This window comes from Gluconacetobacter asukensis, assembly GCF_014174375.1.
Taxonomy (GTDB): Bacteria; Pseudomonadota; Alphaproteobacteria; order Acetobacterales; family Acetobacteraceae; genus Gluconacetobacter; species Gluconacetobacter asukensis.
The window spans coordinates 281,646-294,495 of the sequence record NZ_JABEQE010000004.1; the positions used below are offsets into that span (position 1 = coordinate 281,646).

Below are 12,850 nucleotides of genomic sequence, written 5' to 3' on the forward strand. Positions count from 1 at the left end.
GCTGAATGAAAAGACCGTTCGGAAATGGCGCCGGCGCGAGACTGTGGAGAAATGCTCCGATGGGACCGAAAGCGGCCTGCCAGAAACGAAGGGGAAGCGCAGAAAGCGTTTTGTATCCTGAAGCTTTCGTCATGGCCTGCAATCATGCGAGCAGGCGCAGGACCACGCACGCCCGATCTGAATTCTCTCTCGTCATCAAGATGTCACATTGCTGAACCGGCGAAGCTGCTACGCACGCCGCCAGGATCACGTGAGCGTGAGGTGCCGTGGACATGGTCATGCAGGCGGATCGGCTGGAATGGATTGCAAAGCATATTCTCCCGCACGAACCTCAGCTGCGCGTGTGGCTTCGCGGGCTCTCCGGCATCGACGTCGATGATATTGTCCAGGACACCTACGCCATCCTGATCGAGGCCCATGTCGCGCATATCCAGTCGCCACGGGCCTATCTTTTCACGGTCGCACGCAACCTGGTTCTGCAGCACTATCGCCGCGCCAAAATTATTTCGATCGTCGCCCTGGCGGATTTCGATGCCCAAAGCATCATGGAAGATGCACCACCGGTCGATGAGGTCGTGGGTGCCCGGCAGGAACTGGCGCAGCTCCATGCGACGATGGCGGAGTTGCCGGAAAAGTGCCGCGATGTCCTGGTGTTGAGGAGAGTCGAAGGATGGTCGCAGAAACAGGTCGCGCATCATCTGGGCGTTTCGGAAAACGTCGTGGAGAAGCAGCTTGCGCGTGCACTGAGACTGCTGGGGCGCGCGTTTGGCCGGAGCGGCACGGACCAAGATGAGATGGCCCGGAGTGAAACGGCGCAACGGCGATCCATCAGGCAACGCCATCGCCCCGGATAATCCGGACGATATTGCGTTCGACTGGGTCGCGCGCCTTGATCGCGAGACGCTGCCTGCCGAAGCGCAGGCGACCCTTGAGGCATGGCTGGCGTCGGACACGCGGCATCTGGGGGCTTTCGTCAGGGCGCAGGCGATTTGGCTGTCGCTGGATCGTGCCCGCGCCCTGCATGCGCCCGCCCCGCCCGCGATAACGCCTGCCGCCCCCCTGTCCCAGGGGCGGCGGCACGTCATGCGTTTTGCCGCCGCCGCGGCATGTGCCGCCCTGGTGGTGCCCGGCCGCTCGCAGGGGCATGAACATGTCTGGCGTACCACCGTCGGCGCTTCCGCCCCCGTGCCCCTGCCGGGCAGCCGTCTTACCCTTGATCGCGACACTTTGCTGATGGGATACGTGCAGCAGGGGCATCCGATCCGGACGCGGCTGCTGTGTGGGCGGGTTCGCGGTGACTGGACCGCAGATCGGTCGAACGCGCCCGTGATGAGGGCGGGACAGACGCTGATTTTTCCCGCTGCCGCGTCTTTCGTGGTTCAGCAATCGGCCCGAGCTACCGAAATACTCGTCCTGGCCGGCGCGGTGCGCGCCGATACCGGATCGCAGGAATGGTCTCTGGGAACGGGTCAATGGATGCGCGCGGGCGACGGCATGCCGCCGCGCGTGGGAACGTTGTCCGCCGATGAGATGTATCGCCGGACGGCGTGGAGCCGCGATACACTCGAATTGCATGCGGAAACATTGGCCGAGGCTGTCGCAACGCTCAATCTCTACAATCAGCGTCGCATCGTCGTGCATGGCGCGGCGTTGTCCGCGCAACGTCTGGTCGGCGTGTTTCGTCTGAGCGACCCGTCTGCGTTCGCACGCGCGGTCTGCCCGATCCTGGGGGCGGAGCACGTCGAATCACCGGAGAAAATTGACATATTTTGAAATCATCTGGCCTGTCATGAAGTTTTCACAATCTTCCTGAGGGCCTGTCGTGGCGGATTCCGGTTTCCTGCGCATCCTTCCCTTGAAACGCTCATTCATTCAGGAAGCGGATTGCTGTGAAACCGACATATCGCCAGGTCCTCATTCTCTGTTCATGTCTCGGCACGTTCCTGCCGCCTCTCTCTGCCGCGCAGGCCCGTCCTATCGCGTTCGATCTGCCACGGGAGCCTGTCGCGGATGCGATTCTTGCTTATGGCCGCGAGGCAAATGTCAGGATCGTCCTGAAAGCGGCCACGGCCAACGGCGTGATTGCTCATCCGGTCAAAGGGAAGCTGGAGCCTGACGCGGCGCTCTCGCAACTGCTGCGCGATACCGGGTTGGAGAGCCGGCATCAGGATGACGGAACCATCGTGATCGAAAGCGCACCGGCTCCCGACAAGGCCGGCAATTCCCGCAAGGGAGGCGCCCAGGGCCGGGCGGATGCCGGTGCGTCCGAGAACGTCATTGTACTGGGCGCCGGACATTCTCGCCAGGTTCAGATCCTGTCGCGGGCCGAGTTGCGAAAATCCGTGCCGGGTACGTCGCCTCTGGCGACATTGTCAGAACTGCCGGGGGTGAATTTTCAGTCGTCGGACCCGCTGGGCGCCTATGAGTGGGCCCAGCAGATAACGGTTCGCGGGTTCATTACCGACCAGCTGGGATACACGCTCGATGGCGTGCCGCTTGGCAATATGCAATATCGCAACAATAACGGCCTGAGCATCGGACGCGCGCTCGAAAACGAGAATAACGGCCCCGTCACCCTGGCGCAGGGGGCGGGCGCGCTGGGTACGGCCTCGACCAGCAATCTGGGGGGGACGATCCAGTTCTCCTCGATCGATCCCTCGGATCACTATGGGGTGGATGTTGCCGGATCTGTCGGCAGTTCGAACATGTGGCGGACCTTTGCGCGCGTGAACACGGGCATCCTGCCCGGTGGCGGCAAGGCCTATATCAGCTATGACTACCAGTTCGCGGACAAATGGAAGGGCTGGGGGCAGCAGAAGCAGCAGCAGCTCAACATCAAGTATATCCAGCCGCTCGGCAGCGCGGTGAAAGTGACGACCTATCTCGACATCGATGACCGGCGAGAGGATGACTATCTCGACCTGTCGAAGTCCCTGATCGGTCGATTCGGCTATGACCACGACGATATCAGCAGAAATTACGCGCTCGCCGAACAGATTGCCCGGGCCGTCCAGAACGGCACGCCAATTCCTGCCCCCTATCAGAGCGCGGACGATACGTACTATCGGGGTGGTGGTGTCCGCCAGGACGTACTGGGGTATGGGCGGATCGACTACGATATCTCGTCCCATCTCAGCGGCGCGACCACGGTGTACGGACATCTCGATCGGGGCCCCGGGACGTGGGCGGACCCTTACGACCCCACACCGGCCGCGTTGGGGGGATCGCCCCTGTCCGTGTCCACGACCGAATACAACATGCATCGCGAGGGGGTCACAACGAGCCTTGCCTACAGGTTTCAGAAGCACCGGATCGAAGCCGGCTTCTGGTTCGAGCATAACCTGTTCAGCCAGGCCGCGAAGCTCTACCCGCTTCAAGCGGGTGCGGCACCGGATGATTTCGAGAGATTCTACGAGAATCCGTTCGACGTGCAGTGGCAGTATGTGTTCCGTACCAAGGTCTATCAGTTCCACATCGGCGATACCTGGCGCGTGACGCCGAAATTGCGCCTGAATGCGGGATTCAAATCTCTCGTTTCCGACAGTTCGGCCCAGACCATCTCAAGCAAAAATCCGATCAACGCGTCGGTATCGGCGTCCAACGGTTTTCTTCCGCAGGCAGGCGCTCTTTATACGTTTGACAGTCACAACGAAGTCTTCGCCGATTTCACGCGGAACATGGCGGCCTACACCGCGTCGGCGTCGACCGGTCCTTTCTCGACCACGCAGGCCGGTTTTGACTACGTGCATGGGAAATTGAAGCCCGAGACGACCAACACGGAAGAAGTGGGCTATCGCTTCCACAATGCGGCGCTGCAGTTCTCGCTGACCGGGTACTATGTCAATTTCGCCAACAGGCTTCTGGCGTCGTCGGTCAGCTCGGTGATCGTTGGAAACCAGAACGTGCTTGAAAATGTCGGCGGCGTCACCTCGCGCGGTGTCGAAACCGCTGCCAACTGGCGCTTCGCCCGCAATTGGTCGCTGTATGGGGCCTGGTCGTACAACGACGCGCATTACGATGACAATGTCGCCGTGCCGGGAAGTTCCGTCGTCGTGCCGATCAAAGGCAAGCAGGTCGTGGCGGCGCCGCGCAACATCGGCAATGTCAAGCTGGCCTATGACGACGGCACGATCTGGGGCCAGTTCAGCGGGCAGTATCAGAGTCGCCGTTTCTATACCTACCTCAATGATTCCCCGGTCAAAGGGAGGATCGTCTTCAACCTCGCGGGCGGATACCGTTTCCATCGTCAGGGCTGGTTGAACAATCTTGAGGCCCAGGTGAACGTCGTGAACCTCTTCGACAAGCGATACATCTCGAGCATCGGCACGACCGGGTTTGTCAATTCCGACCTGGGCGGAACCTACCAGACGCTTCAGGCTGCGCCGCCACGGCAGGTATTCTTCACGCTCAGCAAGCATTTCTTTTGATCGGCCCCGGCCGATTTGGATCTCCGGAGGGGTTTGTCATGGCAGATACGATCATTCGCCGGCGCGACGCGCTGCTCTCGGCTTCGGCCGCGCTCGGAACGTCGTTACTGGGAACGCTGCCCGCATTTGCGGGCGGCGCGGACACCGGGAGACGGGAGAAGTTTTCGTTTCTCTTCATCACGGACACGCACCTGCAACCAGAGCTGGATGCCCAGAAGGGGTGCAGGATGTGCTTTCGTCAGGCGTCGGGTGAAAAGGCCGATTTTGTTCTCCAGGGCGGTGACCATGTCTTCGACGCCATGGAGGTCACGCATGAAAGAGCAGGCAAGCTGCTGGATCTGTATGAGATGACCGAGCAGATGCTTGGCAAGAAAGTGTATCACACGGTCGGCAATCACGATTGCTTCGGCGTCTATGCCAGCAGCGGTTGCGCGACGGGAGACCCGGAGTTCGGAAAGAATTATTTCCGCAAGGCCTTCGGGGAGACGTATTATGCTTTCGTGCACAAGGGGGTGCATTTCATCGTTCTGGACTCGGTCACCATCACCCCCGACCGGGATTATGAGGGAAGGGTCAGCGCGGACCAGGTCGCCTGGCTCCGGACCTATCTCTCGACCATCCAGCCCGGAACGCCGCTGATCATATCAACGCATATTCCACTCGTGACTGCGTTCTACACCTATGCCGACGAAAGCCCTTCTCTTTTCAAGCATCAGGCATTGAGCACGGTCAACACGCGCGAGATCCTGCAACTCATCGCCCCGCATAATGTGCTGGCGGTTCTTCAGGGCCATACGCATGTTCTGGAGCGGGTGGTGCACGGCGGCATTCCCTTCATTACCGGCGGCGCGGTGAGCGGCAACTGGTGGCACGGTACGCATCTGGGAACTCCCGAGGGGTACATGGTCGTGCATGTGGACGGCAATCAGGTTTCGACCGAATACAGGACCTATGGCTTCCGCAGCGCAGATCCGAAAAATACGTGAAACTGTGACGCTTCCTGATCATACCGGAGGCCGAGGACAGGTTCTGCGCTGTCGGGCGGGTTCTCTCTCTGGGAGCCCGACTCAAACGATCCGCCTCCGGAAAGCCAGACGCGGTGCGGCCTGCCCTTAAAATGCCGTACCTCTCTGCCTATATATCAGGGCCAAGCCGTTCCGGCCTGTTGTCGGAGCACCTTGAGCAGGAGGATCGTCATGTCGGTTTCATCCGTCGAGGGAAAAGCAGTGCCCGGTCCGGCCGTGTCCGCTGCGGCGCGGGCCGATGGTGGCGACCTGACACCGGCACAGATTCACGCCGCCCATCGTAGCGCGTTGCGTCAGGCGGGGCGTCGCCTTCGCAATCGGTCGGGGCGGGCGGAAGAACCAGGTGCCATGTTCCGGCGCGGTGGACCTTTGCCCGACAGGTCGGGGACGAATGCGTCGGGCAGGGCCTGAGGCCCCGCACAGCAATCATTTGATAATAAATGAGTTTCCAACGGGCATCGCCCTTGGGCGAGGCAAAGGGGTGCCTCCATGAATCGTTCGGGAGCCTTGCGCCGTTCCCGGTGCGAGGCTCCTGAATCAATCAGAGTTTCTTAAACAAAGATCCGTTAGTCGTTGACGGCGCGGCGGCCCAGTGCGGGGTCGTCGGTAAAGAATCCGTCCAGCCCCATATCCAGATAGCGCCGGATTTCGGCGATCGAGCCTTCGGGGTTGCGGGCGTCATCGCCCGCACCGTTGCGGAGCTGGCGGGGCAGGAAGCGGTTTTCCGGCCGGCAGGTGTAGGAATGGACCAGCAGGCCGGCGGCATGGGCGTCGTCGATCAGGCTGGTCGGTGCCTGCCATGCGCCCGAGGCGTCGCGCGGGATCAGGTCGGTATTGGACGGGCCGATGGCGTCGGCATAGGCCCGGACCTGGCGCAGCCCGTCCGGAGTCATCAGGTCGCCGAAAATTGTGCGCGCGCCGACCGCCATGAGGTCGGGCACGCGTTCGGTCCGTTCGCCCATCAGGAACATCAGCCGGGCCTGCGGGTTGATGGCCTGCACGCGCCCATGCAGCATCTTCAGGTTGGTGGTCTCGAAGGACTGGACCTCCAGCGGGGCGTAGCGCGTGTATTCGTGCGCGGCGATCACGCGCAGGAAGGTTTCCTCCGGCGTGTGGCCGAGTGCGTGGAAATGGGTCGAATTCTTGATTTCGGGGATCAGGCCGATCGTCCGACCGCGCGCGGCGGCTTCGGCGGCGACGAAATCGATCACCTCCTCGAAGGTCGGGATGTCGAAATGCCCGTCATAGCGCGTGTTCTGCGCGCGGGTGGCGGGCAGGCGCTCGCGGGCGCGCAGGGTCTTGAGTTCCGCCAGGGTGAAATCGGTGGTGAACCAGCCGGTCTCCTCCTTGCCGTCGATCGTCAGCGTGCGGCGGCGGGAGGCGAATTCCGGGCGGGTGGCGACGTCGGTGGTGCCGGCGATGTTGCTTTCATGGCGGGCGACCAGCACGCCGTCGCGGGTGGGCACCAGGTCGGGCTCGATATAATCCGCGCCGTCGGCGATCGCCTTGGCATAGGAGGCCAGCGTGTGTTCCGGCCGCAGGGCCGAGGCCCCGCGATGGGCGAACACCAGCGGCCGCGGCGCGAGCGATGCCGCCGCCCGGGCGCGCGATGCGCCCCCCAGGATCGTGGCGCCCGCCATGAGGGAGAGGGTGTTTCTGCGTGTCAGCACGTGGGAAGCCTCAGAACTGGGCGCTCAGGGTCAGGAAATACATGCGCGGGGCGATCGGGAAGGCGGTATACTGGCCCGAGGCGTTGGAGGTGTTCAAGGTCGACCAGCCGCGCGTGTTCGTCAGGTTGGTGATGTTGCCCTGCACTTTCAGCCCCCGCACATGCGGGATGCCGTGGATCGTGTAGCCGGCATTGAGGCTGAACAGCGCGTAGCTGCTGGCGTGCAGGTCGTTGGTGAACGTGGTGTAGCGCTGGCCGATCACGTCGCCGATGAACTGGGCGTTGAAGGCGCCCCAATCGGTCGAGGCCACGAATTTCTCGGTCCAGTCGGGGACGCCGGCGACGTTCTTGCCGGCCGTGGGGACGATGGTGGTGCCGTTGGAATAATTGTCGTTATAGACGGACTTGTTGTACGACAGCGCGTTGTAGAACGAGAAATGCGGGCCGAACTGCGCGGTGAAGGAGAAATCCATGCCGTCGGTCGTGACCGAGCCGACATTGGTCAGGATGGTGGCGCTGCCGACGATCGAGGCCAGGTTGGGCGAGGACGAGACGGCCAGCAGGCGGTTCGAGAAATGGACGTGGTAATATTCGAGCTGCCCGCTGAGATGCGTCAGCGGCCCGAAGGAGAGGGCGCGGTTGGTGCGCAGGCCGGTCTCATACGTCCAGGCGGTTTCGGGCTTGCCGTGTTCGCGGAAATTGTCGAACGCCTGCTGGCTGGTCACGCCCCAGGGCGTGGCGTTGCCGTAGCCGGCATCCTGGAACGAGCGCATGTTTTCCTGGATGTTCGCGAACCATTCCTCGTTCGGCGTGAAGTTCCACAGCGCGCCGAAGGCGGGCAGGAACGGCCGGACGGCGGCGATGGTGCCGCCGGGGACGGTCACCGCCGTCTTGGGTGACAGCGAGCCCGGCAGGCCGGCCACCGGCAGCGTGCCGTTCGTATAGACCAGTTCGGACTTGAAGCCGGCGTTCAGGGCGAAATGTTTCGAGACCTGCCATGAATCCTGCAGGTGGGAGACCCAGGTATTGGTATAGAAATAATTGGTATATTGATGGATCAGCGGGTTCTGCTGCCGGTCGTAGGGCGTGGTGGGGTTGGTGGCCGAGAACGGGTACCAGCGCCGGGCCTGGGTGTTGTTGTTGCGCTCGTACCAGCCGCCCAGTTCGATATGGTGCCGGCCCAGATGATAGCGCAGGGTCGATATCAGCCCGCCGCGATTGTCCCAATATTCGGTGGTGCGTGTCGCCATGCCGCTTCCGCCGAAGACCTGCGACAGTTCGGAGGCGCTTTGATTCGGAAAATAGGCGCCGAACAGGGTGGGCAGGCCGGCGGCGGTGATGGGACCGGCCACCACGCCCTCGCCGAGGTCATGATGGTAATAGATCTGGTTGTCCCAGTGCAGGTTCGACGAGAAATCATGTGACCAGGTGGCATAGGCCAGGAAATCCTGGCGCTGGGCGGCCGAATAGTAGTTGCGGTAATTCAGGCCGGCTGCCTTGTAGGCCGCGGAATTGTTGTAATAATTGATGGCTTCCTGAAGGTTCGGATACATGAACGGGCGCTTGTAGAGCGAGCCGCCCGCGGGCATGACGATACCATCCTCGTTCGGTTCGATCTTGTCCGACCAGTCGAAGAAGGCGGTCATCCGGTCATGGTCGCCCTGATGGACGAACTTGGCGTTGACCTGGTTGCCGCCCTGATGGCCGGCGAAATCCCACGCCCGCGCATCCTGCCGCGCCCAGGCGACATAGGCCGAATTGCCGTTGCCGAAATCGCCGGTGTCGATGCGGGCGAAGGTGCGGAAGGTCGACCAGCTTCCGAAGGTCTGCGCCAGTTGGCCGCCCGCCCGATGGGCCGGGTCCTGCGTCTGGAATTGCAGGGTGCCGCCCAGATTGCTGGTCGATGCCGTGCCCAGCGCGCCGGCGCCGGTGGAGACGGAGGCCGCGCCGATGATTTCGCTGATCGCGGCGCGCTGGGGCGTCAAACCGTTGAAATTGCCGTAGGCCTGATCGCCCAGCGGCACACCGTCCAGCGTGAAGCCGAGCTGGTTCTGGTTGAAGCCGTGGATGAAGAGCGATGAATTCTGCTCGTTATTGCCCCAGGGATCGGCATTTTCGAACACCACGCCGGGCAGGATTTCCAGTGCCTTGACCGGGTTGATGCCGGGCAGGATGCGCCGCATCTCGACACGGCCGACGCTCTGTTCCGAACGGGTGCGGCGGGCGGTAGAAATGATCTGCTCGGCGGCCGGGGGAGCGGCTGGAGCGGCCGCCGGTTTCGCCGCGCGCGCCGGGTGCGTGGCGGCGGGCGGCGTGGTGTCGGCCGGGGCGGCATGGGCGGATGAAAGGCCGGCCCCCAGGGCCAGCAGGGTGGTGCCCAGCAGCAGGCGGCGGCCATGGCGGGCGCGGACGGGGCGGGGGGACAAGGCATGGAAAGACATGGGCGGGGCGCTGTTCTTTCGTCATGGGTGCGATTTCCCGGTTCATAGACAGGATATTTTCGGATTTTCATGTGAAGCTTTGAAGACGATGCAGCACGGTCACACCGCAAAAAATAACCTTTCCGTGAAGGGGCGAGCGATCGGGGCTGGACAATCTGCGGCCATGGAATTAATGGTCATGGCAATTATTGTGATGCAAACGTAAGCGGCAGGCATGACCGACGGAAACAGGCCGCAGGCGATGGGCCTGCGCGCGCTCCTGAATATCGATGAGACCCCTTTCCCCGGCATGGCCGTCACCTTTCGCGTCATGCGGCTGGGGGCGGTGTGGCGTACGCGGCTGGAGCGGGAGCTGAAGCCGGCCGGGATGACCGTCGCGGGCTTCCGGCCCATGGTCTATCTGATGATGTTGCCCGAAGGCACGTCGCAGCGGGAACTGGCGGCGGCGCTGGATACCGATACCTCGGCGCTGGTGCGGGTGCTGGACCTGCTGGAGGCGGCGGGGCTGGTGGAGCGCCGGCCCGATTCCGTCGACCGGCGGGCCAACAAGCTGTTCATCACCGACGAGGGGCGGCGCAAATGCCGCGAGTTCCACGAGATCGCGGCGCGGGTGGAGGCCGAACTGACGGAGGGCCTGCCGCCCGGCGAGATCGCGGAACTGGTGGCGCGGCTGGAGCATGTGCTGGCCAATGCCGCGCGGCCGCCGGCCGTCGACATGCCCGATGGCGGCGAGGCGGCGTGACGATCACCATCCCTTCACGCATGCTGCCGGCCTTCCTGGCCAGCGATGCAGGGTGGCGCGAGACGGTGGGGCGCGCGGCCTTCTGCGCGCGGGCCTTCGCCGCGATCGGGCTTGCCCTGTCCTGCTCGTTCTTCTTCCAGCTCGAATCCCCGATGTCGTCGGTGACGACGGTGATGATCGTGGCCAACCCCACGGTCGGCGCGCTGATGGCCAAGAGCATGTGGCGCGTCATCGGCACCCTGCTGGGGGCCACGATCAGCATCGCGCTGATGGCGGCCGTGGCGCAGTCGCCGGTGCTGTACACGATGATGCTGTCGGTGGCGGTGGCCTTCGCCTGTCTGGTCGCGACCTTTTTGCGGCTGTTCCGCGCCTATGCCGCCGTGCTGACGGGCTATACGATCGTCATCGTTGCAGCGCCGTCCTATGCCGATCCGGACGGGATCTTCCTCAGCGCCATGGCGCGGCTGTCGGCGGTGACGGTCGGCATCGTCGCGACGGCGGTGGTGTTCATGGCCAGTTCGGTGCGCCGTCCCGACCGGGTCATGACGCAGGTGGGGCAGATGGTGCGCGACGTGATCGCCTATGCCATGGAATTTCATCGCTTCCAGTATGCGGGCGGCCGTTCGCCGGACGCGCCGACGAAGGATGCGGTGGTGCTGGGCGGGTTCCGCACCCTGCCGTTGCCGCTGAACGACCGGCGGGGCGCCCTGCTGGCGCGGATCAGCGGGCTGATGTCGTCGGTGGAATATGCGGCGGCCGATACGTACGAGATCTCGCGCCGGGTGAATGCGCTGCGGGTGGGGCTGAGCGGGCTGGCGGGCGTGGTCGCCACCTATCATCCGCTCTGGCACGATCTGGAGAATGACGCGGCGCCGATGCGCGGCCTGCACGCGCGTGTCGCGTCCCTGATGGAAGAGATCCTGGAACTGACGGGGCAGCCGGACTGGATGGACGATCCGCGCGCGGTGCTCTCCGTGCTGGGCATCGCGCTGGACGAGCTGGCGGCGGCCGAGCGGGCGGAGCAGGACATCGCGATGCTGTCGGCGATCGACAATATGCGCGACGTGCTGGTGCAGTTCGATGCCGTGGTGCGGATGCTGGTGGCGCCGTCCATGCCGCGCCGGGTGAGGCTGCGCTGGTTCCTGGACTGGCCGACCGCCCTGCGCAACGGCGCGCGCGGCGGGCTGATCGCGCTGCTGGCCGGGCTGCTGTGGTATGTGCTGCATTGGAGCGCCGGGCCGATGCTGATGCTGTATATCGTCGCGGCGTCCAGCCTGGTCGCGACCACGCCTTCGGCCTCGCGCTCCAGCGTGATGATGGCGGCGGGCACCGCGCTGTCGGTACCGGCGGGGATTGCGTGCCATATGCTGGCGCTGCCGCGCATCGATGGTTTTCCGCTGCTGTGGTTTGCGCTGTGTATGTTCCTGGCACCGGGCATATGGTTGCAGTTCAGCCCGCGCTACGGGATCGGCGCGTTCGGCTATGGCGTGTTTTTCGCCGCGATGCTCGATGTGTCCAACCCCATGCATTACGACGATATCGCGCTGACCAATACGTGGATGGCCTTTCTGGTGGCCGCCGCGCTGCTGGTACTGGGCTTTCGCGTCATCCTGCCGCCCGACGATCGGCTGGATGCGGCACGGCTGGTGGGCTCGCTGTCGCGGGCGCTGCGCCGGCTGGCGCTGGTGCTGCCTGTCGCCCCCGAGAACTGGGTGGTGTGGGAAGGGTTGCAGGTCCAGAAGATCTGGCGGCTGGCGATGCGGCTTTCGGTGGGCGTGGGGCCGGCCGAGCGGCAGGCCTATACCGACGCCGCGCTGGGGGCGGTGTCGCTGGGACGACTGGTGGTGCGGGCGCGGCGGATCGCGGACCTGCCATCGCTGGACGTCGCTGATGCCCAGGCCATGCGCGCGGCGCTGCGTGGCTTTGACGGCCTGTTGCGCGACCCCGAAGCGACGGCGCGCGGGCTGGTGGAGGCGGCGCAGGCGATCCTGGGCCGTGCCGCCCCGGGCGAGGCCGGGTTGGAGGCGCGGCGGGGGGCCGCCTGCCTGCAACAGGCGGCGTATATCCTGCGGGCGGTGCCCGGCTTCTTCCATCGCCACGGCCCGCTGCAATTGTCGCCCGAGATGCCGGATGCGCATCGCCCGCTCGATGCCCCGGTGCCGGTCTATACGCCGCTGCTGGGCCGCGTGCGCCGCCAGGCCGGGTAAGCGGCATGCTGAGCGAATTCAACCTGCATGGTGTGTTCCTGGCGCCGCTCGCGGTCTATGCGCTGGCGGCGCTGGTGCCCAGCATCGCGATCCGCGCGGTGCTGGCATGGTGTGGGGGCATGCGCCTGTTCTGGCATGTCGCGCTGTTCGATCTGGCACTGTATGTCTGCACGCTCTGTCTCCTGGTCCGGTACGTCTGAAGCACCGGTAACGAAAGATCCGAGACCCCAATGCCTCTTTTGCGCACCCTGATCCGCGTGGTCCTGACCCTGAGCGTCGTTGTGCTGGCGATCGTTCTGGGGGTGACCCTGTGGGACACGTATATGATTGCCCCATGGA

Annotated in this window: 10 protein-coding genes and 1 pseudogene; 9 read left to right on the plus strand and 2 right to left on the minus strand. The window is 64.0% G+C overall.

What is annotated here, in order from left to right; all coding sequences use genetic code 11:
* Window positions 1–272 precede the first annotated feature (272 nt).
* The 4 genes from HLH35_RS07055 to HLH35_RS07070 all read left to right on the plus strand — a co-directional run bounded on the left by HLH35_RS07055 (window position 273) and on the right by HLH35_RS07070 (window position 5,413).
* Window positions 273–854, plus strand: coding sequence for an RNA polymerase sigma factor (locus tag HLH35_RS07055; protein ID WP_182978456.1), 582 nt, complete (start codon window positions 273–275; stop codon window positions 852–854).
* The gene (locus tag HLH35_RS07060; protein WP_182978457.1) at window positions 805–1,773 is read left to right on the plus strand and encodes a DUF4880 domain-containing protein; all 969 of its coding nucleotides are present in this window, start codon (window positions 805–807) and stop codon (window positions 1,771–1,773) included. The genes HLH35_RS07055 and HLH35_RS07060 overlap by 50 nt, the downstream gene beginning before the upstream one ends.
* A 116-nt stretch (window positions 1,774–1,889) precedes the next feature.
* Window positions 1,890–4,427, plus strand: coding sequence for a TonB-dependent receptor (locus HLH35_RS07065; RefSeq protein ID WP_338029307.1), 2,538 nt, complete (start codon window positions 1,890–1,892; stop codon window positions 4,425–4,427).
* A 38-nt stretch (window positions 4,428–4,465) separates the two neighbouring features.
* A complete protein-coding gene (locus HLH35_RS07070) occupies window positions 4,466–5,413 on the plus strand; it encodes a metallophosphoesterase family protein (protein ID WP_182978458.1) in 948 nt (315 codons plus the stop codon).
* 605 nt (window positions 5,414–6,018) lie between these two features.
* On the opposite strand, the gene HLH35_RS07075 is transcribed toward HLH35_RS07070, so the two are convergent.
* Both HLH35_RS07075 and HLH35_RS07080 read right to left on the minus strand, forming a co-directional pair.
* Window positions 6,019–7,092 carry a glycerophosphodiester phosphodiesterase family protein gene (locus HLH35_RS07075; protein WP_182978498.1) on the minus strand — a complete coding sequence of 358 codons (1,074 nt, stop codon included), beginning with the start codon at window positions 7,090–7,092 and terminating at the stop codon, window positions 6,019–6,021.
* 40 nt (window positions 7,093–7,132) lie between these two features.
* Entirely contained in the window at window positions 7,133–9,562 is a 2,430-nt protein-coding gene (locus HLH35_RS07080) for a TonB-dependent receptor (protein ID WP_182978459.1), read from the minus strand.
* Between HLH35_RS07080 and HLH35_RS07085 the strand changes: the two genes are divergently transcribed.
* The 5 genes and pseudogenes from HLH35_RS07085 to HLH35_RS07105 form a co-directional block, all read left to right on the plus strand.
* Window positions 9,561–9,767 (plus strand): hypothetical protein, encoded by a 207-nt coding sequence (locus tag HLH35_RS07085; protein ID WP_182978460.1) that lies wholly within the window; start codon window positions 9,561–9,563, stop codon window positions 9,765–9,767. The two genes, HLH35_RS07080 and HLH35_RS07085, sit on opposite strands and share 2 nt — an antisense overlap.
* A 9-nt stretch (window positions 9,768–9,776) precedes the next feature.
* Window positions 9,777–10,304 carry a MarR family winged helix-turn-helix transcriptional regulator gene (locus HLH35_RS07090; protein ID WP_246384909.1) on the plus strand — a complete coding sequence of 176 codons (528 nt, stop codon included), beginning with the start codon at window positions 9,777–9,779 and terminating at the stop codon, window positions 10,302–10,304.
* A 20-nt stretch (window positions 10,305–10,324) separates the two neighbouring features.
* Window positions 10,325–12,511 carry an FUSC family protein gene (locus HLH35_RS07095; RefSeq protein WP_182978500.1) on the plus strand — a complete coding sequence of 729 codons (2,187 nt, stop codon included), beginning with the start codon at window positions 10,325–10,327 and terminating at the stop codon, window positions 12,509–12,511.
* Between the two features lie 5 nt (window positions 12,512–12,516).
* A complete protein-coding gene (locus tag HLH35_RS07100) occupies window positions 12,517–12,711 on the plus strand; it encodes a DUF1656 domain-containing protein (protein ID WP_182978461.1) in 195 nt (64 codons plus the stop codon).
* Window positions 12,712–12,741: 30 nt separating this feature from the next.
* Window positions 12,742–12,850 (plus strand): annotated as a pseudogene (locus tag HLH35_RS07105) (efflux transporter periplasmic adaptor subunit); the annotation flags it as partial.

Excerpts from the sequence above, each read along its gene's own strand:
- HLH35_RS07055 (WP_182978456.1), top strand. The coding sequence starts at position 273 with ATGGTCATGCAGGCGGATCGGCTGGAATGGATTGCAAAGCATATTCTC.
- HLH35_RS07070 (WP_182978458.1), top strand. The coding sequence starts at position 4,466 with ATGGCAGATACGATCATTCGCCGGCGCGACGCGCTGCTCTCGGCTTCG.
- HLH35_RS07075 (WP_182978498.1), bottom strand. The coding sequence starts at position 7,092 with ATGGCGGGCGCCACGATCCTGGGGGGCGCATCGCGCGCCCGGGCGGCG.
- HLH35_RS07085 (WP_182978460.1), top strand. The coding sequence starts at position 9,561 with ATGGGCGGGGCGCTGTTCTTTCGTCATGGGTGCGATTTCCCGGTTCAT.
- HLH35_RS07080 (WP_182978459.1), bottom strand. The coding sequence starts at position 9,562 with ATGTCTTTCCATGCCTTGTCCCCCCGCCCCGTCCGCGCCCGCCATGGC.
- HLH35_RS07090 (WP_246384909.1), top strand. The coding sequence starts at position 9,777 with ATGACCGACGGAAACAGGCCGCAGGCGATGGGCCTGCGCGCGCTCCTG.
- HLH35_RS07095 (WP_182978500.1), top strand. The coding sequence starts at position 10,325 with ATGCTGCCGGCCTTCCTGGCCAGCGATGCAGGGTGGCGCGAGACGGTG.
- HLH35_RS07100 (WP_182978461.1), top strand. The coding sequence starts at position 12,517 with ATGCTGAGCGAATTCAACCTGCATGGTGTGTTCCTGGCGCCGCTCGCG.